A 24,644-nucleotide genomic window follows, 5' to 3' on the forward strand; every position below is an offset into this window, starting at 1 on the left:
CGGAAATCAATATGGGTGGTCATCACCGCCCCGGCGCGATCGAAATAGTCGGCGATGCCCTCAATGGCGTGGGGCAGGACCAGACCCAGATGCCGCCGGGGGAGATCGAGATCGCTGCGGCGGGGGATCGAGCCGAGGCACGGCAGGCCGGTTGGTTCCAGCGCGCTGCGCAGCATGGTCTCATGCCGGTCGGAGGCGACCTTGTTGAGAATGACGCCGGCGATCTGCACATCTTGGCGCCAGGTGGCAAAGCCATGCACCAGCGCGGCAATCGACTGGGCCTGCCGTTCGCTATCGACGACGAGGATAACCGGCAGGCCAAGCGTGGCGGCGAGATCGGCGGTGGATCCGGTGCCATCAACCGCACCATCGAACAGCCCCATCACCCCTTCGATCAACAGGATATCGTGATCGGTGGCATGGGCGGCGGCGCGGCCGCGCAGGGTGGCAGCGTCCATGGCCCAGGGATCGAGATTGATGGCGGGGCTGCCCGCTGCCTCGGCGAGAAAGGCCGGGTCGATATAGTCGGGCCCGGTCTTGGCGGGCGCGACGCGATAGCCCGCGCGCGCGAGGGCTCTGGCCAGCCCGAGGGTGATCGAGGTCTTGCCCGCGCCCGAGCGAGGGGCCGCAACGATCAGCCCGCGCGGGTGTTCAGCCAAGGGCGTTCTCCCCGCCGGTGTACCAATCAAGGGTTTGCCGGTAGCGCGAGACCGGGCCGACCACGACGATGGCGGGGGTGGGAATGTCGGTGCGCGCGGCAAGGGTGGAAGCGTCGGCCAGCGTGGTTTCGACAACCGATTGCGACGGCAGGGTGGCGTTGGACACCACCGCCAGCCGATCCTCCGGGGACCGGCCCGCAGCGACCAGCTTTTCGGCAATCGAGCCCAGATGCTTGATCGCCATATACATGACGATGACCGGCGCGGCGGTGGAGACGGCGGGCCAGTCGACCGCCTGCGGCACGCCGCCCTTTTCGTCGTGACCGGTGAGAAAGATCACCGCGTGATTGGTGTCGCGATGGGTGACGGGGATGCCCGCATAGGCCAGCCCGCCAACCCCGGCGGTGATGCCGGGCACGATGCGAAAGCCGATGGACTCGCGGGCCAGCGCCAGCGCTTCTTCGCCGCCGCGCCCGAACATCATCGGATCGCCGCCCTTGAGGCGCAGGACCTTCTTGCCGGCGCGGGCGTGTTCGATGAGCGTGAGGGTGATATCGGCCTGTTTGGGGGACGGCTTGCCGCCGCGCTTGCCCGCATAGATCATTTCGGCGCGCGGATTGGCCATGGCCAGAAGGTCGGGCCCGACCAGCGCGTCATAAACGATGGTGTCGGCCTCGCCCAATCCGTAATAGCCGAGCAGCGAGATCAGCCCCGGCGCACCGGGACCGGCCCCGACCAGCCAGACGGTGCCGGGCGCGAAACGCGGGAATTGCGTCGCGTCCAACCGGGCGAAACGGTCGGTCTTTCCAAATTTGCGGCGGAGCCAGCCGAACACTCGAATCCCCGTGTGGCATAAATGATAAGGCTGTATAGAACCATGCCATGAGCATGGGCAATGATGGCACAGCGACGCGGCGCATATTGATCCTCGGGGGCACCGGGGAGGCGCGCGCGCTGGCGGCGCTTCTGGTGGAGCGGGGACACACGGTGACCTCGTCTCTGGCCGGGCGCACAAGGCAGCCGGAGCGGCCCATAGGCTCGGTGCGAATTGGCGGTTTTGGCGGGGCTGCGGGGCTGGCCGCCTATCTCGATGCGTACCGGATCGAGGTGCTGATCGATGCAACCCATCCGTTTGCGGCACAGATTTCCGCCAACGCTGCACAAGCGGCGCGAGCGGTGGGGGTGACACTGATCCGGATCGAGCGTCCGCAGTGGAAAAGGCCGGAGGGGGCGCAATGGATCGAGGTCGACGATATGGACGCGGCGGCCAAGGTGTTGCCCGGCGGAGCAAACGTGCTGCTGACCATCGGGCGGCAGGAACTGGCGCCGTTCATGGGGCGCGCCGATTGCCGCTTTGTCGCCCGCATGATCGAGGTGCCGGAGGGCGTGCCGGAGCGCTGGCGCGTGGTTGCGGAGCGCGGGCCGTTTGCGCTGGAGACGGAACGGGCGCTGATGCAGGCCGAAGCGATCACCCATCTGGTGAGCAAACACGCCGGGGGTGAGCAGACCGCCGCCAAGATCGAGGCGGCGGCGCAACTGGGAATCCCGGTGGTGATGGTGCGCCGACCGCTGTTGCCGCCTGCGCTGGTGGCGCACAGCGTTGCCGATGTCGTGCTGATGATCGACGGGGTGGGTTAGGCGGGCTTGCCGAACCCGGCGGCATCGAGGGGGATTTCGGCCTTGCCCAGGGCGCAGGTGACCGCGCCGCTGATCTGTTTGGGCAAGATCAACTGCCCGGCTTTCAACGCCACCGCTTCACAGATGCCCGCCAGACCGGTCGCGTCCTCAACAATATCCGACGGGGTGGCGAGGCGCTTGCGCTCGCGGTCGAGCTCGCGGCGGGTGAAGACCCGCAGCGGCACCTCGAACTGTTCGGCGGCGGCGGCGAGCGCGGCCATGTTTTTGTGGCCCGCGACGGTGGCAAAAGCGGCAAGGGCGGCGGGGGCGATATCGGCCTTGGCCAGCGATGCGGTGACCAGAGCGGCGATCTCGTCGCGCGTTGCGGCGCTGGTGCAGCCCAGACCCACAACGATGGTGTGCGGATGGACCAGGAGGCCGGGACCGGGGGCCGGGCTTTCGGTGAGCCGCAGTAACTGGCTGCCCTCGCGCGACACCGGATATCCGGCCAGCTCCAGCCAGCCCGACGGGCCATCGACGCGCAGCTTTTCGCCGTTGAGCAGCGCCGCCATCACCGGGCGCACCGCTTCGTGGTTGGCGATGGTGTAGCCGGGGGGAGGGTCTTCGAGAGAGAATTCATAGAGCGTGTCGGACAGCGAGGTGACCGCGGCAAACCCGCGAAACCCGTCGGCGACCCAGCGGGCCAGCGCGTTGGCCCCGCGATGGGTGCCGAGCAGCGGCACTGCCACCTTGCCATCGGCAGACACGGCAACCACCGGCGGCTCGGTGGCCTTGTCGCCCAGATCGGGGCCCAACAGGCGGATCAGCACCCCCGCGGCGCACACCCCGACGATGGGCGAGCGCTGGGCGAAGGCGGTTGCCACCAGCGGCGCGGCGTCCTCGCGGCCCGCCCCGCACAGATGCACCGGTGCGCCGAGCAGCTGGGCCACATGGCGGGCAATCTCGTCGCCCCTTGGCGAAACGGAAAATACGAGGGGTCTTTTCACGCGCACAGGTAAAGTTGAGTACTTCGGTTCGGTTTGCCGGGTAGCATGGTTTGGCCGAAGATCACAATCGTCCTTTTGGGAGCGGCTGATCGGAGCACGAACCCGATTACGGATTTTGCCGCCGGATCACCGACTCGCGCGGCACCAGGTGGATGGGCAATTCGACCACCGGCATCGGGCTGGTGTTGCGGCGCTCGATGATGTCGAGCAACAGGTTCATGGCGTGGCGGCCCATTTCTTCCTTGGGCTGGTGCATCGTGGAGAGGCCCGGCACGTAGCTGTCGGCCAAGACGATATCGTCGAACCCGATCACCGACAGATCATCGGGCACCGAAACCCCGTAGCGGTGCAATTGCGAGATAAAGCCCATGGCCGCCTCGTCATTGCCGCAGAACATCGCGGTGGGCCGGTCCTTGAGCGACAAGAAACTCTGGGCGGCGGCGCGCCCGCCAATGGCAGAGAACCCGCTTTCGAAAAACCAGCGGTCGTTGATGATCAGCTTTGCCTCGGCCAGCGCCCGGCGCAGCCCGTTGGCGCGGGCCCGGCGCACCGGGGTGTTGTTGGGGCCATAGGTGTGGCCGATCCGCGTGTGACCCATCTCGATCAGATGCCGCCCGGCCCCATAGCCGGCCTGCTCATTGTCGATGAGGATGTGGGCGAGCTGGGTATAGCCGCGCTCCTCGCCGAGGGCGACGATGGGCGGAGTGCCCGAATAGAGCTTATGGAGCAAAGACAGATCGTGCTCGGTGATCTCGTGGCCCGACAGGATGATCACCCCATCGACCTTGGACGTCCGCAGATTTGACAGGATCAGATCCTGGGTGCCGCCGGGACTGGGATTGGTGATGGTGATGGAATAATTCGAGGTTTCGGCGCGGCGCTGGATGCCGCGGAAAATCTCGGAATAATAGATGTTGCCGATGTCATTGGCGACCACCAGCACGGCATTGGCGCGCTGCATCTTGAAATTGCGCGCGGTGACCGACTGGACGTAATGGAGCGCCTCGACCGCCGCCTGCACCTTGAGGCGGGTCTTTTCGGTGACCGTTTCCGGCGCGTTGATGGCCCGCGATACCGTCGCGGTCGAAACGCCAGCCTGGCGCGCCACATCCCCGATCGATGGTCTTTTCACCCGTCCCCTCCGGTCCCTCGCTCCGTGGTTGGAGGGTCCTGTTTACGCCAGTTGTGCGCAAAGCGGAACCATGGCGTTGCGCGGGGCAATCAAGGGCTTGCGAAAGCCATAATCGGGACGCCATCATGCGCAGATGATGATGCGTGCGATGACAGCGATTGTGATTTTTACCAGCCTTTCCAGCAGCTTGCTGGCCGGGGACTGGGCGCGATATGTCAATCCGCGATTCGGAACCGCCGTCGATATTCCTGCAGACTATGCGGCGGACGGACCGGTAGAGGGCTTGGGCGACGGCAAGCGATTTCGCGCCGCCAACGGGCGTTCGACGGTCACCGCCTGGGGCGCGCCGGTGGCGGGGACGTTTTCCGCCGATATCCGCGCGCGGGTGGACCAGGAGGAAGCCCAGGGCTGGGCGATCACCTACCGCTCGGAAACCCCCGACTGGGCCGCGTGGGGCGGAACGCGCAGCGGGCACGTGTTTTACGCCAAGACCATCCTCGTGTGCGACGGGGCGCAGACGGCCAATGTGCGGCTCGACTATCCGGCAGCCGATATCCCGTCATTCGATGCCATCGCCATGCGGCTGGGCCAAAGCCTGGGGCAGGATGGGGCGTGTTTCTAGTCCGGAACCGCTCTCGTTAACCCTGCTTGCCAACGCCCCGGTTTTCTCCCACTCTTTGGTCGCTTGTTGAGGTGAACGGAGGGGACACCGATGATCAGGGCATTTTTCAATTTTGACAGCTTCGTCTTTCCCAGAATCGTAACCGTGATCTACTGGATCGGGCTGGTCCTGATCGGGCTGTCGACGCTGGTCGGGTTTTTCGGGATGCTGTTTGGCGGCAATTATTATGGCGGCGCCATGGGGACGGGCGGCGGCATCATCGGCGCGCTGATGACCCTTATTGGCGGGATCATCGGGGTGATCGGCTGGCGGCTGCTGGTCGAATTCTGGCTGGTGATCTTTTCGATCCGCGACCTGCTGCGCGATATTCGCGACGGCACCAAGTCGTAAGGCTGGCAATGGGGGGATGACCGGGTGTCCGGTCATCCCCCTGCCAGAGCTTCTAGAACTCGATGCCGGCCTGGGCCTTGACGCCCTGTTCGCGGAACGGGTGCTTGATCTGCGTCATCTCGGTGACCAGATCGGCGATCTCGATCAGCTCGTCCTTGGCGTTGCGGCCGGTGACGATCACGTGCTTGTTTTGGGGCTTGTTGCGCAGGGTTTCGATCACCTCGTCAAGCGGCAGGTAATCGTAGCGCAGGCAGATGTTGAGCTCGTCGAGCAGTACCATATCGACTTCGGGATCGGCGATCAGCTCCTTGGCGCGGTCCCACGCGATGCGGGCGGCGGCCAGATCGCGCTGGCGATCCTGGGTTTCCCAGGTGAACCCGTCGCCCATGGCGTTGATGGTGACCTGATCGGGGAAGTGTTCGAGAATGTCGCGCTCCCCGGTGTGCCACTTGCCCTTGACGAACTGGACGATCCCCACCTTGAAGCCGTGGGCGATAGCGCGGAACACCATGCCGAAGGCGGCGGTCGATTTGCCCTTGCCCTTGCCGGTGTGAACGATCAGGAGGCCCTTTTCGGCCTGATTGGCGGCGACCAGCTTGTCGCGGGCCGCCTTCTTCTTTTTCATCTTTTCCGTGTGATAGGCGTCGCGCTCGGCCTCGGTCATCAGGTCGGTCTTTTTAACACGCTCGGTCATGGTGTACTCCTCGGCGTCGATGGAAGGGGCGGCAAGCGCTGAAGGCGGATCATTGCGCCTCCAGATAGGCGTAGGCGGCGTTGGAGCGCGGGGACCAGAAGCCCCGCTCGCGGGCCTCCCGGAAGCGCTCGATCAGTTCTTCATAGCCAAACCGGTTGGCCTCGATGAGAAAGGCGCGGGTGGCGTCATCCTCGATAAAGGCGGTGAACGCCAAATCGAAATGATGCGATTTGACCGCGCCGGTGGTGGCGGCAAAGCCGAACATGAAATCGACGGTGGCGACGATCTCGAACGCCCCGCGATAGCCGTGGCGCTTCATGCCGCCGATCCATTTGGGATTGACCACGCGGGCCCGCATCACCCGGGCGATTTCCTCTTCCAGCGTGCGCACTACCGGGCGGTCGGGCCGCGAGGTGTCGAGGTGATAGGCTGCGGGGCGGTGGCCCGACAGCGCCTCGACCGCCGCCGACAATCCGCCCTCGAACTGATAATACTGATCGGAATCGAGCAAATCGTGCTCGGCATTGTCCTGAACCTGCACCACGGCGCTGGCGCTGCGCAGCCGGTCGGCAAACAGCCCTTTTTCGGCGATCCCTTCGGCGTGCGCGCCATAGGCGTATTGCCCGGAGACCAGCACCGCTTCGGCCAGGTCCCCCATCTCCTGCCAGCGCCCGCTTTCCACCAGCTTGCCGACGCCTGCGCCATAACTGCCCGGCGCGGACCCGAACACCCGGTGCCCGGCGCGTAAACCGGCCTCGTCGTCGCTGGCCCCTTCGGCCATCAGGCTCAGCGCATCGGTGCGCATGCGCGCGGCGATGGGGTTATCCTCGACCGGCTCGTCGAGCGCGCCGATGGCCCGCACCGCCCGATCGAACAGGGCAATCTGGGCGGGGAACGCATCGCGGAACAGCCCGGAAATGCGCAAGGTGACATCGACCCGGGGGCGTCCGAGTTTGGCCAGCGGAATGATCTCATAGCCCATCACCGCAAGGGACGCGCCCTGCCAGACCGGGCGCGCGCCGATCAGCGCCAGCGCCTTGGCGATATCATCGCCGCCGGTGCGCATATTGGCGGTGCCCCAAACGCTCATGGCCAGCGCATCGAGCCAGACGCCGTGATCCTGAAAATGGCGCTTGAGCAAATCTTCCGCCGCCCGCTGGCCCAGCGCCCAGGCGGTTTGGGTGGGGATGGCGCGGTTATCGACGGAATAGAAATTGCGCCCCGTGGGCAGGGTATCGACCCGTCCGCGCGTCGGCGAGCCCGAGGGGCCGGGGGCGATGAATTTGCCGTCCAGCCCATCGAGCAGCGCCTGCATTTCGCGCGGACCCGAAGCGGTCAGCCGGGGCCGGATCGAGGTTTCGATGGTGTCGAGCACCGTGCGGGTGGCGACCCAGTCGGGGTCGGGCTGCCGCCCGGTGACGAGGTCACCGGCCAGCGCTTCGAGCCGTTCGATGGTATCGCCCGCCGAACGCCAGACGCCGCCGGTATCGAGGGCCTCGGGTTTCGGGCCGGTCCACGGCGCGGCCAGATCGAGTGCTAAAGGATCGACCCCAAGCCGCAGATCGTCGGCCAGAGCGCGGATCAGCGAGGCATCGCCGCCCTGGCCTTCGCCGCGCGGCACCCGGGCAAAAGCAACCAGCAGATCGCGCTCGAATTCGCCCGAGGGCGAGCGCCCGAAAATGTGCAGCCCGTCGCGGATCTGCGATTCCTTGAGTTCGCAGAGGAAATTGTCGATCTGGCTGAGCGCTTCGTCCTCGTTTTCCGGCAGGTGCAGATCGGCATCGAGCCTTGCATCGCGGGAGAATTCGAGAATGCGGCGCTTGAGGGAGTCGAGGCGGCGTTGATCCATGCCCATGGCGGCGTAATATTCATCGAGCAGCGCTTCGAGGTCCTTGAGCGGTCCATAGGTTTCCGCGCGGGTGAGCGGGGGCACCAGATGGTCGATGATGGTCGCCCCGGTGCGCCGCTTGGCCTGGGTCCCTTCGCCCGGATCATTGACGATGAAGGGATAGAAATAGGGCACCTGCCCCCACAGCACTGCCGGATAGGAGCGGGAATCGAGGCCGTTGGCCTTGCCGGGCAGCCATTCGAGATTGCCGTGCTTGCCATTATGGATCAGCGCATCGATGCCGAACTCATGGCGCAGCCACAGATAGCTGGCGATATAGGCATGGGGCGGGACCAGATTGGGATCGTGAAAGCTCAACTCCTCGGCCAGATCATAGGCGCGGGCAGGCTGGAGCAGGACGGCCAGATTGCCGAAAATCTTCACCGGCAGATGGAAGCTGTCGCCGCGCACGAACGGATCGGCCTCGGGCGCGCCCCAGCGGGCGGTGACCTCTTGGGCCATTTCGGCGGGCAGGGTGGCAAACAGGTCCGCATAGCGGGCGAGCGGCAGCACGGCATCGGAGGTGCCATGTTGGGGGCGGCCATTGGTGGGGCCGGTCTGGAGATGTTCGATCAGGCTGGTGCCGGAGGAAAACGGACCCGTGCCGTTTGTGGCGGATGCAGCGCCCCCCTCATCCGACCCGGCTGCGCCGGGCCACCTTCTCCCACCGGGGGAGAAGGGGTTCTGAGTGTGTGGAGCGGAGGGCGTTCCCTCAAAAGCCCCCCTCTCCCCCGGTGGGAGAGGGGTTGGGGGTGAGGGGGGCGCCGAGATTGCGGTTTCCCCTCCGTCTGAGATCACATACCCCGCCGCCGTCAGCGTGTGGATCATCTCGATGGTCGATTGGGGGGCGTCGTAGCCGACGCCATTGGCCAGGCGGCCATCGCGCAGGGGATAGTTGGCCATCACCATGCCGAGGCGGCGCGCGGCGGGGGCCTTGCACCGCAGCTTTGCGTAATTTCCGGCCAGCGCCACGGCGCGGGCGACGCCGTCGGGTTCGGGGGCAAAGGCGGTGAGGGGGCATTGGGTGCGCTCGTGCCATACGGCCTCGGCCTTGTGCCCGACCAGAAGCGCGCCGATGCGGCCGTCAATTTCCGGCAGCACCACCTGCATGGCGAGGTCTTTGGCCGTCAGCCCGCGCGGATCGTCGGCCCACATGGAGGGCGGGCGCGAGCCCTGTACCAGCTGGATCACCGGGGCATCGCAGAGCGCAAAGGGATTGCGCTCGGGGGACAAGTCGCCGACCCCCAAGGCGAAGCCGGTGAGGTTGAAAATCGCGGCGGGGGCGAGTTCGCCCAGCGTCCGTTGCACGAAACCGGCGCAATCGGCGGCCTTGAGCGAGGAAATGACCAGCGGCACCGGGGTGAGCCCGGCGTCTTCCAGCCCGGCAATCAGCGCTTCGAGCGTGGCCGTGCCCGCGCCTTCGAGGACCGCGCGATAGAACAGGATGGGGACGCGGGGGCGATGGGTGTCGCGCCACCCTTCGGGGGCATCGCCTCCCGCAGCGGCAGGGGAAACAGGGACGGTATCGACGATACCGCGGGTGCGGTCCCAGAAGCCGAAGCCGGGGAAAGGCGTGGCGGTTGCGGGAACCGGCTTGCCTTCGGCCAGCGCGCCAAAGGCAGCGAGGATGGCGTCGGCATTGTCGGGGCCACCGGCAAGGAACAATTTGTGCAGGGCGTGCCAGTCGGCCTCATCGATGGTGGAGCGGGCCAGGAGGATCGGGTCGGGATTGGCGTCGCCGGGCAAAAAGGCCAGCGGGATGGCATGGCGGCGGGCCAGCATCTCGATCTCGTCGCAGCCATAGGACCAATAGGCGGCCCCGCCGATCAGCCGGATGACGATCAGTTTGGAGTGGACAAGGGTGTCCTGGCACCACAAATCCACGGAGAAATTATGCGCCAGCCGCATGAGGCTGGCGAGGCGCAAGCCCTCTTCGCCTGCCCGGTCGGCAGCGGCGGCCAGCATGGCCAATTCGCTATCGGCGGAGGAGGCAAAGGCAAAGCGCCCGGGAGTCTGGGCGAGGTCGATGGCCTCGCCCTCCTGCTGGAGCGCTCCGGCCTGGGCAGCAAGCAGATGCACTGTGGATCAGGCCTTCTTGAGAAATTCGGTACGCAGGACAAGGCCCTTCATCTTGGGGATGGAGGCATCGACTTCCTCGGGGTTGTTGGTCAGCCGGATGGACTTGACCATGGTGCCGCGCTTGACGACGACCGAGCTGCCCTTGACCTTGAGGTCCTTGATCACGGTGACGGAGTCGCCATCGGCCAGTTCGTTGCCATGGGCGTCGCGAACGACGATATCGCTCATGCTGCTGCTTCCTTGCTGTTAAGCCCGGCTTCGATTGCTGCACGCGGCAGGGGGCTTTCGCCGATGACCACGAGCCGGGTCACCCGCTCTTCACCCTCCCGCCATTCGCGATCGAAATAGGCGTTGATGCGCGGGCCGACCGCCTGAATGGCGAGACGGGCCCGTGCGCCGGGAATAGCCGCAAAACCCTTGAGACGCAAAACGTCGTGGCTGGCGATGGTCTCGGCGATGGCGGCGAGCAGCTGGTCGCGGCCCGGCCCGGCGGGCAGGGTGACCGAGAAACTGTCGAAATCGTCGTGCTCATGGCCTTCCCCGCCATGGTCCTGCTCATGATGGCTTTCGCGGCCGGCAAGATCGTCTTCCGAGCCGATGCCCAGACCCAGCAAGGCGGCGACATCGATCTGGCCATTGGCGGCGCGCACGATGCGGGCGCCCTTGCGCATGGCTTTATTCAGTTCGCGCTCGACGGCCTCGATGGCCTCGGCATCGATCAGATCGGTCTTGTTGAGGATCACCATATCGGCGGCGACCAGCTGGTCCTCGAACAACTCGCCCAGGGGGGTGTCGTGATCGAGCATGTCGTCGAGCCGACGGCGGGCTTCGACCGCTTCCTCATTGGCGGCAAAACGGCCTTCGGCGAGCGCGGCGGCATCGGCGACGGTCACCACGCCATCGATGGTCACCTGCGATTTGATTTCGGGCCAGTTGAACGCGCGGATCAGCGGCTGGGGCAGGGCAAGGCCGGAGGTTTCGATGACGATGTGATCGGGGCGATCGGGGCGGGCCAGCAGCGCTTCCATGGTGGGAATGAAATCATCGGCCACGGTGCAGCAGATGCAGCCATTGGCGAGTTCGATCATGTCCTCTTCGCGGCAGGTCTCGTCGCCGCACCCGGCCAGAACGTCCTTGTCCACGCCGATATCGCCGAATTCATTGATGATCAGGGCGATGCGCTTGCCTTTGGCATTGGCAAGGATGTGGCGCACCAGCGTGGTCTTGCCCGCGCCCAGAAAACCGGTGATGACGGTGGTCGGTATTTTCGTGCTCATGGAAAGCTCCGTGAAAGCTGAGGGTCCGCCCGCCACCCAGGGTGGTGCGCGCAACCGTGGAAACTGAGATCAAAACTGCGTGGTCTGGCGGGTTTTTGGCGGCAAAAGCGCCAAAAAAGGCCCGCAATAGCTGTGGTGGCGCGCTGCGCGAAAGCCCCGGTCGGGACCGGTCAGGACCGGCCCAAGCCGACCCGGAAAACCGAAACGCTGCGCGGAAAACCCGCAAAAATCCTGGTCATCGTCATCGGCAACACCCTCCGTGTGCGAACGCAAAACTCCGGTCGCCTCATAGGGCTCCGGTCCGGTGTGCTGGCAGGTCTCCTGGCTCACCGCTCGGGCAGCAGTCCCCCGCCTTCCCGGCCAGACGGCCAGTGGCAAATGGAGGACGCCATCGCGGCTTACAGTTGCGGGGGCAGCCACGGGTTTGGCCCCTTTGAGGGTCGTCCGCACCGTGTTCCCTTTTGCTTCCCCGTTTCGACTCGTGCAACGAAAGGGGAACCAACACGGTTAAGGTTTGGCATGGGCGGTGAACCCAAGTCAATTGCATCGACGGCATGGCAGGCGCCCGCTAAAAAAGACAAGACGCAAACGGGAGAGCAGACACATGAAGACGCGACTTCTGGGCAGGACGGGATTTGCGGTTTCCGAAATCGGGTTGGGGTGCTGGCAATTGGGGGGCGAGTTCGGCCCGGTCGATGATGGGGAAGCCTCGTCGATCCTGGCCAATGCCGCCCGGCTGGGGATCAATTTCTGGGATACGGCGGATGTCTATGGCAACGGCTTGTCCGAACACCGGATCGGCACGTTTTTCGGCAAGCCCGACGATCTGGTGGTCGCGACCAAGGTGGGACGCTCGGCGGCGCTCTATCCGGACAAATATACCCTTGCCGGCGTGCGCGAGAGCCTTGAGGAATCGGCGCGGCGGCTGGGGGTGGAGACCATCGACCTCGCCCAGCTCCATTGCGTGCCGCGCGCGGTGCTCGAAGAGGGCGAGATTTTCGGCTGGATGGACGCGATCCGCGACGAGGGGCTGATCCGCAACTGGGGCGCGAGCGTCGAAACGCTGGCCGAGGCGGAACTGTGCCTGGCCCGGGACGGACTGGCGACGTTGCAGATCATCTTCAATATCTTCCGCCAGGACGCGGCCCGAAGCCTGCTGCACCGGGCCAAGGCCGAAGAGGTGGGCATCATCGTGCGCCTGCCGCTGGCCTCGGGGTTGTTGTCGGGGAAATTTACCGCCCGGACCGAATTCGCGCCCACCGACCATCGCAGTTTCAACCGCGACGGCGAGGCCTTTTCGGTGGGGGAAACCTTTGGCGGCGTTCCGTTCGAGAAGGGGGTGGAGCTGGCCGACGCGCTAGAGGCCTATGTGCCGGCGGATATGGCCATGAGCCAGTTCGCCCTGCGCTGGATCCTCGATCACGATGCGGTGTCGTCGGTGATTGCCGGGGTGTCGCGGCCCGAACAGGTGGGGATCAATGCCGAGGCCAGCGGCCTGCCGCCCCTGTCGCAGCAAACCCATGACGATCTCGCCCGGTTTTATGCCGACCGGGTCCGTCCCCATATTCGCGGCGAAGTTTAACGGCACTTTTCTCCACGCTTGCTTTTCAGATGTGGGGGCCGCACAGAATTAGGCGTGGATGGCCCCCGATCGGTGTTGGGCCTGCATGTGAGAACGCCCAATGCCTGCAACTGTTGCCGCGGCCCCGTCGCTGTTTGCGCTCGTCGCCCCCATCGTGCTTTTGCTCGCCTCAAACGTCTTCATGACGTTTGCCTGGTACGGGCACCTCAAATTTCCCGGGGCAACCCTGTGGGTGGTGGTGCTGACCAGCTGGGGCATCGCGTTTTTTGAATATTGGCTGGCGGTGCCCGCCAACCGGATCGGCTATGGCGTCTATTCGGGCGCCGAGCTCAAGACGATCCAGGAGGTGATCTCGCTCTCGGTCTTTGCCCTGTTCGCCATGCTCTATCTGGGCGAAAAGTTCACCCTCAACCATCTTGTGGGCTTTGCCTTTATCGGGCTGGGGGCGTTTTTCGTCTTCAAGGGGCCGATCCGGTAACGGGGTTTGCAGATCAGTCCGCGAGGCAGTCGATCAGACTGTCGGCGAGGCTGTCGAGCAGGGTGAAATAGAGCTCGGGTCCATCGGGGATGGTGGCGCCGAGCGGATCGAGCGTGCCGATCCGCGCCCCGGTCCCTTCAGCGACGGTATCGATGACGCGGGGCGGGAATTGCGGTTCGGCGAACAGGCATACCGCGTCGGACTGTTCCACGATGGCGCGGATTTCGGTCAGCCGTCCGGCCCCGGGGGCGATTTCGGGATTGACGGTGAAGCTGCCGGTCGCCTCGATATCGAAGCGATGCTCGAAATAGTGATAGGCGTCGTGAAAGACAAAGAACGGCTTGCCGTCGAGCGGCGCGAGGCGGGCGGCGATATTGTCTTGCAGGTCTGACAGCCGGGCCACAAGCGCACGGCCATTGGCGTCATAGGCCTCGGCATTGTCCGGATCGGCGGCGCTCAGTGCTTCGGCGATGGCCGCCACCATGAGGCGCGCATTGGCCGGGTCGAGCCAGATATGGGCATCGCTGTGACTATGATCATGGTGGTCGTGCTCGTCCTCGCCGTGCTCATGATGGTCATGGTCATGGTCATGGTCATGGTCATGGTCATGGTCATGGTCGTGGTTGTGGTCGTGCTCATGATCGTGGTGCTCGTGATCATGGTCATGATCGCCGTGCTCGTGGGCTTCAAACAGGCCGCCCTCGCGCAAATCCAGAAGGGTGAGGCCTTCGGTTTCGATCAGGGGCACGGCCACGGCGTCGCCCCCAAGCGTATCGAGCAGGCCCGTCATGTAGGTTTCCATCTCCGGGCCGATCCAGAACACCAGATCGGCGGCTTCGATGCGGGCGGCATCGGAGGGGCGCAGGGTGTAGCCATGTTCAGACGCGGCGCCCTGAACCAGCAATTGGGGCGCGCCGACGCCCTCCATCACCCCGGCCACCAGAGAATGGACCGGCTTGAGGCTGGCCAGAACGTTCGGCGCGGCGAGCACCGGGCTGGCGGTGCCAAGCAGCAGGGCGGTGGCCAGGGGAAGCATGAATTTTGGCATTGTCGGAGCGCCTTTTGATGATTATGTTATGACATTACAGGGCAATGTAATGCTATAACATTTGCAGCGCTGTCAATCTGCAAAACGCGTGCTTTGCCGCAAAAGACTCGCTTTGCCGCCAAAACCGGAAACCGCATGAAGACTTTTCAGCCCCCCGAACGAACCCGCCTTGTCGATGTGCAAGGGATCGGCGTGCGCCGCGAGGGCCGCTGGCTGGTCCGCAACGTTGATATGGCCATCGGGCGCGGAGAGATCGTGACGCTGATCGGGCCCAATGGCTCGGGCAAGTCGACCACGGTGAAGACCGCGCTGGGGATTTTGGCCCCCGATGAGGGCACGGTGTGGCGCGCGCCGGGCATCAGGATCGGCTATGTGCCGCAAAAAGTCGCCATGGACCGCTCGCTGCCGCTGACGGTGGAGCGGCTGATGCGGCTGACCGGCCGCCACAGCGCGGCCCGGATCGCTGCGGTGCTCGACATGGTGGGCATCGGCGCGCTGGCGCGGGCGCAGGTGCATACCCTTTCGGGCGGCGAATTCCAGCGCGCGCTGATCGCCCGCGCCCTGATCGGCGCGCCGGACCTGCTGGTGCTCGACGAGCCGGTGCAGGGGGTCGATTTTTCCGGCGAGATTGCGCTCTACGACCTGATCGGCACCATCCGCGACGAGACCGGCTGCGGGGTGCTGCTGATCTCCCATGATCTGCACGTGGTGATGGCGCGCACCGATACGGTGATCTGCCTCAATGGCCATGTGTGCTGCTCGGGCCCGCCCGACACGGTGGCGGCCAGCGGCGAATATGCGGCGCTGTTCGGCCCGCACGCGGCGCGGTCGCTGGCCATTTATCGCCACGAGCACGACCACGCGCATCTGCCCGATGGCAGCGTCCGGGCGACCGGCGGAGCGGGGCATGTGCACGGGGCGCATGAGCATACGCATTTGAAGCAGGAGCGGGGCGGCCATGCTTGAGAGTTTTTTCACCCGCGCCATTCTGGCCGGGATCGGACTGGCGGCGGTGGCCGGGCCCATGGGCAGTTTCATCGTCTGGCGGCGCATGGCCTATTTCGGCGACACGATGGCCCATTCGGCCATTCTGGGGGTGGCGCTGGCACTGTTCTTCTCGGTGTCACCGGTGGCCGGCGTGTTCGTCATCGCGGTGACCGCCGCGCTGCTGCTGGGGTTCCTCGAACGGCGCGGGATGCTTTCGGCGGATTCGCTTCTGGGCCTGCTCAGCCATTCGGCGCTGGCGCTGGGGCTGGTGCTCGTAGCGCTGATGCCCATGGTGCGCATCGACCTGATGGGGCTGCTGTTTGGCGACATTCTGGCGGTGTCGGTAACCGATCTGGCGCTGATCTATGGCGGCGGCGTACTGGTTCTGGCGGCGCTCGCCTGGCTGTGGCGGCCCATGCTGGCCGGAACCGTGTCCGAAGAGATCGCCCAGGCCGAAGGGCTGCGGCCCGAACGAGCGCGGCTGATCTTCATGGTGCTGCTGGCGGCATTGATCGCCGTCGCCATGAAGGTTCTGGGGGTCCTGTTGATCACCGCCATGCTGATCATCCCCGCGACGGCGGCGCGGCGGTTGGCCAAAACGCCCGAACAGATGGCGCTCTATGCCGCGCTGGGCGGGGTGGTGGCGGTGCTCGCCGGGCTGTGGGCCTCGCTGCATTTCGATACCCCCTCGGGCCCCTCGATCGTGGTGGCGGCGCTGGGGGTTTTTGCCCTCACCTCCGTTCTGCCTGACAAGTCCAAAGGAGCGACATAAATGAGTGCGCATCCCGACCTCACCCGCAATCAGGCCCTTGTCCTCGACCGGCTGGAAAAGGCCGAAGCGCCACTGAGCGCCTATGCCCTGCTCGACCAGTTGCGCGAGGAGGGGCTGCGCGCGCCGTTGCAGATCTATCGCGCCCTCGACAAGCTGCTCGATATCGGGCTGGCGCACCGGCTGGAATCGCTCAACGCCTTCATCGCCTGCGCCCGCCCCCACTGCCACCCCTCGGGGCTGATCGCCTTTGCCATTTGCGAGCGCTGCGGGCAGGTCTCGGAATTTTCCGACGATGTGGTCAGCGACCGGCTGGCCGACTGGGCCGGGCGCGAGGGCTTTGTGCCGACCCGCACCATCATGGAAATCCGCGGAGAATGCCGCGCCTGCGCGGCGTGATGCTCCTCCGGTTGCCTTTTATTCGAGGAAATAGGTGATGGTGGTCACCACCCGCACCTTCTTGTCGATCTGCTTTTCGCTGCGCTGGTCGGGGATATCGACGGCGGCGAGGATTTCGAACACGCCCTGATTGGCGGTCTGGATGGTGCCGACCGTCGCGTCCGCCTCGACGGCGAACTGCTCGGCGGCCTCGCGCGCCCGCTGGGTGGCTTCGGCCAGCATGTCGGTCTTGAGGTCGTTGATGGCAGTGAAGATGTAGCTGGGGCCGGCATTGTAATTGTCGGAGGAAAACACCACCCCCGACCGCAACAGATCGCCTACATTGCGCGCCGCTTCGGCGATGGCCGACACATCGGCGGAGGTGACGATGAACTCCTCGGTGAGCACGAACCGCGCCTCGTCGGGGGTGCCCGATGCGTTGTATCCGGCCAGCCGGTCCTCGACGAGAATGTTCTGCACGTTCATGCTTTCTTCGGGAAACCCGGCCTCGACGAGGAACCGGCGCACGGCAGTATCGGCCTGTTCGAGCTGGCTGCGGGCCGCTTCCAGCGTTGGTCCGGTGGCCACGAACTTGATCGGCCAATAGCCCAGATCGGCCATCACATTGCGCTCGGACAGGCCCTTGACGGTGACCGTGCGGATCGGCTCGCGCGACGCGATCAGCGCCTGGCCTGCGAGATAGCCGGCCAGTGCAATGCCGATGGCGACCAGCAGGGCGGAAAGGATGCGAGATAGCGACAACATGGAGATACCCCCTTCACGTGCGAACGCCCCCCGGCGCAGTGCTGATGGGGCGCTTCAATTGTGGTGGGTTTTGGGCGGGCAGTGCAGGGCCGCGGGCGGAGAACAAAAGCGCGGAGTGTACTGGATCCCGGATCAGGTCCGGGATGACGGCGGTGGGGGGTGTGGCGGTGGGGGAGATGAGCGGGATGGTGATGCGGGACGGATGCTGTCCACCAACTGCCAATTTACTCAGAGTCATCCCGGACTTGATCCGGGATCCAGTAACCGGCAGAGGGTGCGGTGGTCGTAAGCGTGGCGTTTTATTGCTCGTCCAGTGCTCACCCCCGCCCCTTCTTCCACTGGGGGAGAAGGGACGAAGGCCCGCTGCGGCGCCGGATCTTACGCCACTTTGGCGATGTCGGGGACGGCGTCGAGGAGCATGCGGGTGTAGTCGGCTTGTGGCGCGCCGAAGATGTCCTCGACCGGGCCGTCTTCGACCAGCACTCCGTTGTGGAGCACGCCCACGGCGTCGGCCATCTGGCGGATGACGGCGAGGTTGTGGCTGATCAGCAGATAGGTGAGGCCGAATTCCTCCTGCAGCTGGCTCATCAGTTCGAGCACCTGGGCCTGAACGGACACGTCGAGCGCCGAGGTCGGCTCGTCGCAGATGATGAATTCGGGCTGGCTCGACAGCGCCCGCGCGATGGCGATGCGCTGGCGCTGGCCGCCGGAGAATTCATGGGGATATTTGCGCATGGCCGCTGGGTCGAGCCGCACCTTTTCCAACAGATCGGCCACCCGATCGCCGATCTCGGTGGCATTGTGGGAAATCCCCAGCGCCCGCATCGGCTCGGCGATGATCGCGCCCACCCGCCAGCGGGGATTGAGGCTGGCATAGGGGTCCTGGAAGATCATCTGGATTTTCGAGCGCCGCTTGGCGGACGCATTGCGATCGCGCCAGATGTCGGTGCCTTCGAGCCGCACCGTGCCGCTGGTGGGCTCCAATAGCCCCACCATCATGCGCGCGCAGGTCGATTTGCCCGACCCCGATTCCCCGACCAGCCCATAGGTCTGCCCCTTGCGGATGACAAAGGACACATCGTTGACCGCCTTGACGATCTTGCGGTTGCGCCCGGTGATGCGGGCCAGCATCGAGGGCGACAGATCAAACTCGCGCACGAGATTTTCGACCGACACCAAAGGGGTGTCGATATTGTCGGCGGCAAAGCCTTCCCCGCGCGCCGTGGCGGCGGCAAAGCGCGGGTTCTGCGCCTTGATCGAGGGAATGGCCTCGATCAGCTTGATCGTATAGGGCTCCTTGGGGCGCAGGATGATGTCGGCCACCGAGCCGGTCTCGACGATCTCGCCCTTGTTCATGACGATCATGCGATCGGCGGCCTCGGCGATCACCCCCATATCGTGGGTGATCAGCATCACCGCGACGCCGCGCTCGGCGCAGAGGCGTTTCAAGACCTTGATGATCTGGGCCTGAACCGACACGTCGAGCGCCGATGTGGGTTCGTCCGCAATCACCAGTTCAGGCTCGGCGGCCAGCGCCAAAGAGATCACCACGCGCTGGCGCATGCCGCCGGAAAACTGGTGCGGATAGGAATCGATCCGCTCCTCGGGCTTGGGGATACCCGCATCGGCAAGAAGGTCGATGGCCCGCTGGCGCGCCTGGGCGGCAGAGAGCGGCAAATGGCGGCGGATGGTCTCGATCAGCTGTTCGCCCACAGTATAAAGCGGGTTGAGCGAGGTCAGCGGATCCTGGAACACCATGCCGATCCGCTTGCCCCGGATCTTGCGCATGGCCTCTTCACCCAGACCGTCGATGCGTTCGCCCTTGAGCAGGATTTCGCGCGCGGTCACTTCGCCGGGCCGATCGACCAGCCCCATGATGGCGGTGCCGGTCATCGATTTGCCGGCCCCGGATTCGCCGACCACGCCCAGAACTTCGCCGGGCATGATGTCGAACGAGATGGAATTGACGGCGGTGAAATCGCCGCGCCGCAGATGGAAGACGACACTGAGGTCCCGGACGGACAGAAGCGGTTGGGTCATCAGCGCAGCCTCGGATTGAGCGCGTCGCGCAGCCAGTCGCCCAGAAGGTTGACCGAAAGCGCAAGCAGGATAAGGGTGATCCCGGGGAAGAACAGGATCCACCATTCACCGGAGAACAGGAATTGCTGTCCGATGCGGATCAGCGTTCCCAGCGAGGGCTGGGTGGGCGGGACCCCGACCCCCAGATAGGACAGCGTCGCCTCCTCGATGATGGCCAGCGCCAGCCCGATGGTGGCGATGACCAGAACCGGCCCGACGACGTTGGGCAGGATGTGGCGGATGAGGATGAAGAACGGATTGACCCCCATGATGCGGGCCGCCGAGACGTAATCCTTTTGCCGTTCCACCATGGTGGCCCCGCGCACGGTTCGGGCGAACTGGGCCCAGTTGGCCAGCCCGATGGCCAGCACCAGAACGATCAGGGCGGTGTTTTCCTGCTGGCTGGGGGGAATGAGGCCCCGCGCCACCCCGAAGATCAACAGGGCGATGAGGATGGCCGGGAACGACAGCTGCACGTCGGCCACGCGCATGATGACGGCATCGGCCAGCCCGCCACGATACCCGGCGACCAGCCCCAGCCCGACCCCCAGCGTCATGGAAAACAAGGTCGCCGAGAGCCCCACAAACAACGACACGCGACTGCCATGCAGGATGGTGGAAAACACGTCGCGCCCCTGATGGTCGGCGCCCATCAGGAAATAATTGCCCGAAAAGCTCTCGCTCATGGGCTTGGTGAACCCGTCCATGAGATTGAGGGTGCGCGGGTTGAACGGATCATACGGCGCGATCCAGGGCGCGAGCACGGCGGCCAGGATCAACACTACGGCGACGATCGAAGCGACGATGGCCACCGGCGAGGTGCGATAGGAATAAAAGATATCGGAATCGATGATCTTGCCGATCGGGCCCCGGGGCGCTTGTGCGGACAGTTCGCTCATGGGTCAGTTCCCCCTGGCCGGGCCGCCGATCCGCAAGCGGGGGTCGACGATATAATAAAGGATATCCACGATCAGATTGATCACGACGAAGACGAACGCGATGAACATCAGATAGGCCGACATCACCGGCACATCGACGACCGCCACCGAGTTGATGAACAGCGAGCCGACGCCGGGCCACTGGAACACCGTTTCGGTGATGATGGCGAAGGCGATGACCGAGCCAAGCTGCAGCCCGGTGATGGTGATCACCGGCACCAGCGTGTTCTTGAGCGCATGGCCGAAATTGATGGCGCGCTTGGACAACCCTCTGGCGCGGGCGAACTTGATGTAATCCTGGCGCAGCACTTCGAGCATTTCCGCCCGCACCAGCCGCATGATCAGCGTCATCTGGAACAGCGAGAGGGTGATGGCGGGCAGGATGATCGAGCGGATGCCGCTTTCGGTGAGAAAGCCCGTGGTCCAGAAGCCCAGATTGACCACCTGACCGCGCCCGAAACTGGGCAGCCACTGCAATTCGACGGCAAAGATGTAGATCAGCCCGATGCCGATCAGGAAGGTGGGCAGCGACACACCGACCAGCGAAAAGGCCATGATGGCCGCCGAGGCCCAGTTCTTGGGGTTGAGCGCGGTGAACACGCCCAGCACGATCCCCAGGATGAGGGCAATGGCCGAGGAGGTGAACGCCAATTCGATGGTGGCGGGCAGGCGCGAGAGGATCAGATCGGCCACCGGGGTTTGCAGCCGGTAGGAAATGCCGAACTGGCCTTGCACCGCATTGCCCAGGAACCGGAAGAACTGTTCGTAGAAGGGATCGTTCAGCCCGAGCCGATCGCGCAGCAGCTCCTGGTCGGCAATGGTTGCCTCCTGGGAGACCATGGAAGCGACCGGGTCGCCCACATAGCGGAACATCATGAACGAGATGAAAGCGACGGCAAGCATGACCAGTATGGACTGCCCGAGCCGTTTGAGAATGAAGGCCAGCATCGAAGTGGTCTCCGCTATCGCGTGTCGCGGTCCCGTCGGCGCCTGCATGGGGCCGCAGACGTTCGGGGCTCAGTGAAGAATATCGGAATTATCGCTCGCTACAATCGAAGACCGCATGAAGCGGTTCGGGCGATGCCAAAAAAACGCCGCGCCATGAGGGGTCATGACGCGGCGTGGATTGGCGGTTCCGCTACTGGAAGGTCACCGAAGCCATGGACGGCTGGTTTTCCGGATGCACGGCGAGGCTCATGTCATCGCGCATGGCATAGGCCAGTTCCTGGACGTGGACGGTGAGGAACACGCGGTCGGCCTGCACCTGCTCCCAGATCTCGGCAATCGTCTGATCGCGGGCATCAAGGTCGGTCATGGTGCCCAGCGACACGATCTTTGCGTCGATTTCGGGGTTGGAATACAGACCGATATTGTAGGTGCCGTATTCGCCGTCCTTGGTGTGGACCAGGTCGTTGAACACATAGGCGGAGTCGAAGGTCGGAACGCCCCAGCCGAGCAGATAGAAGTCGGTCTCGTTGGTGAGGATCAGCGGCGAGTGCTGTGCCACCGGGCGCGAGGCCAGGGTCACGTCGATGCCGATCTGGCCGAGCATGCCGACGACGGCCTGGGAGATCGCTTCGTCGTTGACGTAGCGGTCATTGGGCGTGTCGAGGGTGACGGTGAACCCGTCGCCATAACCGGCCTCGTCCATCAGCGCGCGGGCGCGCTCGACATCCACCGCCGGACAGGCCGAGAGTTCCTCGGTCCAGCCGTTGGCGAACGGCGGCAGGTTGAGACAGGTGGGGATCGACTGGCCGCGCATCACGACCTGCCGGATGGCGTCGCGATCGACAACGATCTCCATGGCTTCGCGCACCAGCGGGTTGGCGAAGGGGTTCTCGTCGGTGATGTTGGAGGACAGAAGCGGCTCGTCATCCATGGCATAGCCGAAATAGATGGTGCGGTTTTCAGGGCCGGTCTCGACCTTGATGCCCTGGGTGCCGGCCAGCCGTTCGATGTCCTGCACCGGAACGTCCTGAACCAGATCGACCTCGCCCGAGAGCAGCGCGGCGACGCGGGTGGCGTTGTCGGTGATCGGGGTATAGATGATCTCGGTGACCGCGGGGGTCTCGCCCCACCAGTTCTCATTGAGCACCATGACCGAGCGCACGTCAGGGTCTCTTTCGGTCAGCACGTAAGGCCCGGTGCCATTGGTGTTGCGGACGGCGTAATTGTCTTCACCGGCGCCAAAATCCTGAACTTCGTACAGATCGTGCTCTTCCGACCAGCCCTTGTCCATGATGAAGGTGTTGGTGACGTTGTTGGGATAGAGCGGCGAGGGGCCGTTCATCTGGAATTCGACGGTGTGGTCGTCGACGGCGGTGACGCTGGCCACATCGGCATGCAGCTGGCGCATGTTGGAGTGGTCGGACTTGGCGCGCTCGATCGAGAACACAACGTCCTCGGCGGTGAATTCCTCGCCGCCATGGAAGGTGACGCCTTCCCGCAGCTCGAACACCCAGACGGTCTCGTCGCCATCCTTGACGTACCAATCGGTCGCCAGGCGCGCCTGGAGATTGCCCTCGGTGTCGCGGTCGAGCAGGGTTTCGTAGATGTGGTGGTTGAAGGTGTGCGTTGTGCCCTGATTCTGCGAATGCGGGTCCAGGGTCAGCGCATCGGAATTGCGGGCCCAGCGCAAGGTTTCCGCGCTGGCCGCACCAACGAGCATGGACGAGGCCAGAAGAGCCGCCGCGATGCCGGTAAGCGTGTTTCTCATGTCGAGTGTTTCCCCTTTGGATAGATGCGCGCCACCGGCGACCCCGGTGGGCCGCCGGTGGCGGTTGCCATCATTTTAAGAGTGCTCCCGGCGTGACGTCCGCGACGAGATACCGACTTTGGGGTCCAATATGTCGAAACGGCACGGTCAGACGGCAAAGCTCTCTGTGTTGATCGATGTGCAGGGTGTGTTGTTATGCATGATTGTCCTCCCTGCGACTTGGGGCCAGCAACGCCGGGGCGTTGCGCGCCGAAGTGGCAACAAAGCGTCTTTTGTTTGATTGCGCAATGGGTAAGGGCGGGACGTTTACGTCAACGTTGCTGCCCTTTCTTGACCGGGCGGTCAAAATATCGCCATATTCCGGGCGGTTCCGGCGTACCTAGCGGTACGATCTGCCAGCAAAAACGCCAAAATAAATTTCCTGCGCATTTGGTGATCAGGCCCCCGCAGAGGGGCGTAAGCGCTGTTGCGCCCGGACCGCGCCGCTGCCTTGCGCATCGGGCGCGCTGGCGCTAGCCTTTACCCGGCGCTGTGTTCTTGCTCTTGCGCCACCTCCCGTTCACCACCAAGGAGCCTCCCGATGACCCTTCGTCCGCTTGGCCGCACATCGCTTTCCATCGAACCGCTGGTGCTCGGAGGCAACGTGTTTGGCTGGACGCTGGATGAAGCGCAGAGCTTTGCGGTGCTTGATGCGTTCGCCGAGCGCGGCTTTACCGCCATCGATACCGCCGATTCCTATTCCAAATGGGTGGAGGGTAACGCGGGCGGGGAGTCCGAAACCATCATCGGGGCCTGGCTGAAGGCGCGCGGCAATCGCGATGGCCTCGTCATCGCCACCAAGGCTGGAACAAGGCTCGACAGGGACGGCACCGACCTTTCAGGGGCCTATATCGAAAGCGCCTGCGAGGCCTCCCTGCGCCGATTGGGCATCGAGCAGATCGATCTCTATCAGGCCCATTGGCCCGACCCCACTGTGACCCATGAGGAAACCCTGCGCGCTTTCGAGAACCTGCTCGTCAGCGGCAAGGTGCGCCATATCGGCTGCTCGAACTATGACGGGGCGCTGCTGCGCGAGGCGCTGGCGGTGGCCGACGCCAATGGCCTGCCGCGTTATGAGACGGTGCAGAACGAATATAATCTTTATGCCCGCGGCGCGTTTGAGGGCGAGGTGCAGGACCTTGTGCTGCGCGAGGGGCTGGGGGTGATCGTCTATTACGGGCTGGCGGCGGGCTTTCTGACCGGGAAATACCGCTCGGAGGCCGATTTCTCCAAATCGCGGCGCGGCGGCAGCATGGGCAAATATCTCAACCCGCGCGGCCTGGCCATTCTGGCGGCCATGGATGGGGTGGCGCAGGAGACCGGTGCCGCGCTGGCCGAAATCGCCCTGGCCTGGCTGGCCGCCCAGCCCGGCGTCACCGCCCCGATCGCGTCGGCAACCAGCGTGGAGCAGGTCGAAAGCCTCGTGCGCGGAGCGCGGCTCACCCTCAGCCCCGACCAGCTTGCCGCCCTCACCGCGGCAGGCGAGGGGCTTTGAGGGGC

Annotated in this window: 23 protein-coding genes and 1 riboswitch; of the genes, 9 read left to right on the top strand and 14 right to left on the bottom strand. The window is 64.7% G+C overall.

Going from position 1 to position 24,644, the window contains the following annotated elements; translation table 11 throughout:
• On the bottom strand, positions 1 to 659 hold a 659-nt coding region (locus VNS12_RS08195; protein ID WP_325487343.1), incomplete at its 3' end, for a cobyrinic acid a,c-diamide synthase CobB.
• A complete protein-coding gene (gene cobA / locus VNS12_RS08200; protein WP_414693092.1) occupies positions 652 to 1,494 on the bottom strand; it encodes a uroporphyrinogen-III C-methyltransferase in 843 nt (280 codons plus the stop codon). The genes cobA and VNS12_RS08195, both read right to left, overlap by 8 nt.
• Before the next feature lie 47 nt (positions 1,495 to 1,541).
• Between cobA and VNS12_RS08205 the strand changes: the two genes are divergently transcribed.
• The gene (locus tag VNS12_RS08205) at positions 1,542 to 2,297 is read left to right on the top strand and encodes a cobalt-precorrin-6A reductase (protein ID WP_325487344.1); all 756 of its coding nucleotides are present in this window, start codon (positions 1,542 to 1,544) and stop codon (positions 2,295 to 2,297) included.
• Here the strand turns inward: VNS12_RS08205 and VNS12_RS08210 are convergent.
• Positions 2,294 to 3,283: a cobalamin biosynthesis protein gene (locus tag VNS12_RS08210; RefSeq protein WP_325487345.1), complete on the bottom strand. Its 990-nt coding sequence runs from the start codon at positions 3,281 to 3,283 to the stop codon at positions 2,294 to 2,296. The two genes, VNS12_RS08205 and VNS12_RS08210, sit on opposite strands and share 4 nt — an antisense overlap.
• Before the next feature lie 106 nt (positions 3,284 to 3,389).
• On the bottom strand, positions 3,390 to 4,415 hold the full coding sequence (locus VNS12_RS08215; RefSeq protein ID WP_325487346.1) for a LacI family DNA-binding transcriptional regulator: 1,026 nt from the start codon (positions 4,413 to 4,415) through the stop codon (positions 3,390 to 3,392).
• Positions 4,416 to 4,563: 148 nt separating this feature from the next.
• Here VNS12_RS08215 and VNS12_RS08220 point away from each other — a divergent pair, with 148 nt between their 5' ends.
• A complete protein-coding gene (locus VNS12_RS08220; RefSeq protein WP_325487347.1) occupies positions 4,564 to 5,037 on the top strand; it encodes a hypothetical protein in 474 nt (157 codons plus the stop codon).
• A gap of 90 nt (positions 5,038 to 5,127) precedes the next feature.
• Complete coding sequence (locus VNS12_RS08225) at positions 5,128 to 5,427, top strand: DUF4282 domain-containing protein (protein ID WP_325487348.1); 300 nt, start codon at positions 5,128 to 5,130, stop codon at positions 5,425 to 5,427.
• A 52-nt stretch (positions 5,428 to 5,479) separates the two neighbouring features.
• On the opposite strand, the gene cobO is transcribed toward VNS12_RS08225, so the two are convergent.
• Genes cobO through cobW form a run of 4 tightly spaced genes read right to left on the bottom strand, consistent with a single transcriptional unit; the run spans position 5,480 to position 11,365 of the window.
• The gene (cobO, locus tag VNS12_RS08230; protein WP_325487349.1) at positions 5,480 to 6,121 is read right to left on the bottom strand and encodes a cob(I)yrinic acid a,c-diamide adenosyltransferase; all 642 of its coding nucleotides are present in this window, start codon (positions 6,119 to 6,121) and stop codon (positions 5,480 to 5,482) included.
• A gap of 49 nt (positions 6,122 to 6,170) precedes the next feature.
• Positions 6,171 to 10,088, bottom strand: a complete 3,918-nt coding sequence (gene cobN, locus VNS12_RS08235) for a cobaltochelatase subunit CobN (protein WP_325487350.1) — start codon at positions 10,086 to 10,088, stop codon at positions 6,171 to 6,173.
• 6 nt (positions 10,089 to 10,094) lie between these two features.
• Positions 10,095 to 10,316: an alkylphosphonate utilization protein gene (locus tag VNS12_RS08240; protein WP_325487351.1), complete on the bottom strand. Its 222-nt coding sequence runs from the start codon at positions 10,314 to 10,316 to the stop codon at positions 10,095 to 10,097.
• Positions 10,313 to 11,365, bottom strand: a complete 1,053-nt coding sequence (cobW, locus tag VNS12_RS08245; RefSeq protein ID WP_325487352.1) for a cobalamin biosynthesis protein CobW — start codon at positions 11,363 to 11,365, stop codon at positions 10,313 to 10,315. Before cobW ends, VNS12_RS08240 begins: the two co-directional genes overlap by 4 nt.
• A 294-nt stretch (positions 11,366 to 11,659) precedes the next feature.
• Positions 11,660 to 11,883, bottom strand: a riboswitch (cobalamin riboswitch).
• A gap of 86 nt (positions 11,884 to 11,969) precedes the next feature.
• On the opposite strand from cobW, the gene VNS12_RS08250 reads away from it, so the two are divergent.
• A complete protein-coding gene (locus VNS12_RS08250; protein ID WP_325487353.1) occupies positions 11,970 to 12,947 on the top strand; it encodes an aldo/keto reductase in 978 nt (325 codons plus the stop codon).
• 100 nt (positions 12,948 to 13,047) lie between these two features.
• Positions 13,048 to 13,425, top strand: coding sequence for a DMT family protein (locus VNS12_RS08255; protein WP_325487354.1), 378 nt, complete (start codon positions 13,048 to 13,050; stop codon positions 13,423 to 13,425).
• A gap of 13 nt (positions 13,426 to 13,438) precedes the next feature.
• On the opposite strand, the gene VNS12_RS08260 is transcribed toward VNS12_RS08255, so the two are convergent.
• On the bottom strand, positions 13,439 to 14,473 hold the full coding sequence (locus VNS12_RS08260; protein WP_325487355.1) for a zinc ABC transporter substrate-binding protein: 1,035 nt from the start codon (positions 14,471 to 14,473) through the stop codon (positions 13,439 to 13,441).
• Positions 14,474 to 14,608: 135 nt separating this feature from the next.
• On the opposite strand from VNS12_RS08260, the gene VNS12_RS08265 reads away from it, so the two are divergent.
• From VNS12_RS08265 to VNS12_RS08275, 3 genes are read left to right on the top strand one after another with little or no spacing between them, the layout of a single operon-like run.
• A complete protein-coding gene (locus VNS12_RS08265; RefSeq protein ID WP_325487356.1) occupies positions 14,609 to 15,439 on the top strand; it encodes a metal ABC transporter ATP-binding protein in 831 nt (276 codons plus the stop codon).
• Positions 15,432 to 16,232: a metal ABC transporter permease gene (locus VNS12_RS08270; protein WP_325487357.1), complete on the top strand. Its 801-nt coding sequence runs from the start codon at positions 15,432 to 15,434 to the stop codon at positions 16,230 to 16,232. The genes VNS12_RS08265 and VNS12_RS08270 overlap by 8 nt, the downstream gene beginning before the upstream one ends.
• Complete coding sequence (locus VNS12_RS08275) at positions 16,233 to 16,628, top strand: Fur family transcriptional regulator (protein WP_325487358.1); 396 nt, start codon at positions 16,233 to 16,235, stop codon at positions 16,626 to 16,628.
• Positions 16,629 to 16,646: 18 nt separating this feature from the next.
• On the opposite strand, the gene VNS12_RS08280 is transcribed toward VNS12_RS08275, so the two are convergent.
• The 5 genes from VNS12_RS08280 to VNS12_RS08300 all read right to left on the bottom strand — a co-directional run bounded on the left by VNS12_RS08280 (position 16,647) and on the right by VNS12_RS08300 (position 23,105).
• The gene (locus VNS12_RS08280) at positions 16,647 to 17,372 is read right to left on the bottom strand and encodes an SIMPL domain-containing protein (protein ID WP_325487359.1); all 726 of its coding nucleotides are present in this window, start codon (positions 17,370 to 17,372) and stop codon (positions 16,647 to 16,649) included.
• A gap of 378 nt (positions 17,373 to 17,750) precedes the next feature.
• Positions 17,751 to 19,412 carry an ABC transporter ATP-binding protein gene (locus tag VNS12_RS08285; protein WP_325487360.1) on the bottom strand — a complete coding sequence of 554 codons (1,662 nt, stop codon included), beginning with the start codon at positions 19,410 to 19,412 and terminating at the stop codon, positions 17,751 to 17,753.
• Positions 19,412 to 20,350: an ABC transporter permease gene (locus tag VNS12_RS08290; protein ID WP_325487361.1), complete on the bottom strand. Its 939-nt coding sequence runs from the start codon at positions 20,348 to 20,350 to the stop codon at positions 19,412 to 19,414. The genes VNS12_RS08285 and VNS12_RS08290 overlap by 1 nt, the downstream gene beginning before the upstream one ends.
• A 3-nt stretch (positions 20,351 to 20,353) precedes the next feature.
• The gene (locus tag VNS12_RS08295) at positions 20,354 to 21,337 is read right to left on the bottom strand and encodes an ABC transporter permease (RefSeq protein WP_325487362.1); all 984 of its coding nucleotides are present in this window, start codon (positions 21,335 to 21,337) and stop codon (positions 20,354 to 20,356) included.
• 190 nt (positions 21,338 to 21,527) lie between these two features.
• Positions 21,528 to 23,105 carry an ABC transporter substrate-binding protein gene (locus tag VNS12_RS08300; RefSeq protein WP_325487363.1) on the bottom strand — a complete coding sequence of 526 codons (1,578 nt, stop codon included), beginning with the start codon at positions 23,103 to 23,105 and terminating at the stop codon, positions 21,528 to 21,530.
• A gap of 580 nt (positions 23,106 to 23,685) precedes the next feature.
• On the opposite strand from VNS12_RS08300, the gene VNS12_RS08305 reads away from it, so the two are divergent.
• Positions 23,686 to 24,639: an aldo/keto reductase gene (locus VNS12_RS08305; protein ID WP_325487364.1), complete on the top strand. Its 954-nt coding sequence runs from the start codon at positions 23,686 to 23,688 to the stop codon at positions 24,637 to 24,639.
• The last annotated feature ends 5 nt before the right edge of the window (positions 24,640 to 24,644 follow it).

Source organism: Pelagibacterium sp., assembly GCF_035555455.1.
GTDB lineage: Bacteria > Pseudomonadota > Alphaproteobacteria > Rhizobiales > Devosiaceae > Pelagibacterium.

Coding starts and splice junctions, on each gene's coding strand:
- VNS12_RS08305 (WP_325487364.1), top strand. CDS start 23,686: ATGACCCTTCGTCCGCTTGGCCGCACATCGCTTTCCATCGAACCGCTG.
- VNS12_RS08300 (WP_325487363.1), bottom strand. CDS start 23,105: ATGAGAAACACGCTTACCGGCATCGCGGCGGCTCTTCTGGCCTCGTCC.
- VNS12_RS08275 (WP_325487358.1), top strand. CDS start 16,233: ATGAGTGCGCATCCCGACCTCACCCGCAATCAGGCCCTTGTCCTCGAC.
- VNS12_RS08280 (WP_325487359.1), bottom strand. CDS start 17,372: ATGTTGTCGCTATCTCGCATCCTTTCCGCCCTGCTGGTCGCCATCGGC.
- cobW (WP_325487352.1), bottom strand. CDS start 11,365: ATGAGCACGAAAATACCGACCACCGTCATCACCGGTTTTCTGGGCGCG.
- VNS12_RS08225 (WP_325487348.1), top strand. CDS start 5,128: ATGATCAGGGCATTTTTCAATTTTGACAGCTTCGTCTTTCCCAGAATC.
- VNS12_RS08290 (WP_325487361.1), bottom strand. CDS start 20,350: ATGAGCGAACTGTCCGCACAAGCGCCCCGGGGCCCGATCGGCAAGATC.
- VNS12_RS08240 (WP_325487351.1), bottom strand. CDS start 10,316: ATGAGCGATATCGTCGTTCGCGACGCCCATGGCAACGAACTGGCCGAT.
- VNS12_RS08220 (WP_325487347.1), top strand. CDS start 4,564: ATGACAGCGATTGTGATTTTTACCAGCCTTTCCAGCAGCTTGCTGGCC.
- VNS12_RS08205 (WP_325487344.1), top strand. CDS start 1,542: ATGAGCATGGGCAATGATGGCACAGCGACGCGGCGCATATTGATCCTC.
- VNS12_RS08265 (WP_325487356.1), top strand. CDS start 14,609: ATGAAGACTTTTCAGCCCCCCGAACGAACCCGCCTTGTCGATGTGCAA.
- cobO (WP_325487349.1), bottom strand. CDS start 6,121: ATGACCGAGCGTGTTAAAAAGACCGACCTGATGACCGAGGCCGAGCGC.
- VNS12_RS08250 (WP_325487353.1), top strand. CDS start 11,970: ATGAAGACGCGACTTCTGGGCAGGACGGGATTTGCGGTTTCCGAAATC.
- VNS12_RS08270 (WP_325487357.1), top strand. CDS start 15,432: ATGCTTGAGAGTTTTTTCACCCGCGCCATTCTGGCCGGGATCGGACTG.
- VNS12_RS08260 (WP_325487355.1), bottom strand. CDS start 14,473: ATGCCAAAATTCATGCTTCCCCTGGCCACCGCCCTGCTGCTTGGCACC.
- VNS12_RS08285 (WP_325487360.1), bottom strand. CDS start 19,412: ATGACCCAACCGCTTCTGTCCGTCCGGGACCTCAGTGTCGTCTTCCAT.
- VNS12_RS08255 (WP_325487354.1), top strand. CDS start 13,048: ATGCCTGCAACTGTTGCCGCGGCCCCGTCGCTGTTTGCGCTCGTCGCC.
- VNS12_RS08295 (WP_325487362.1), bottom strand. CDS start 21,337: ATGCTGGCCTTCATTCTCAAACGGCTCGGGCAGTCCATACTGGTCATG.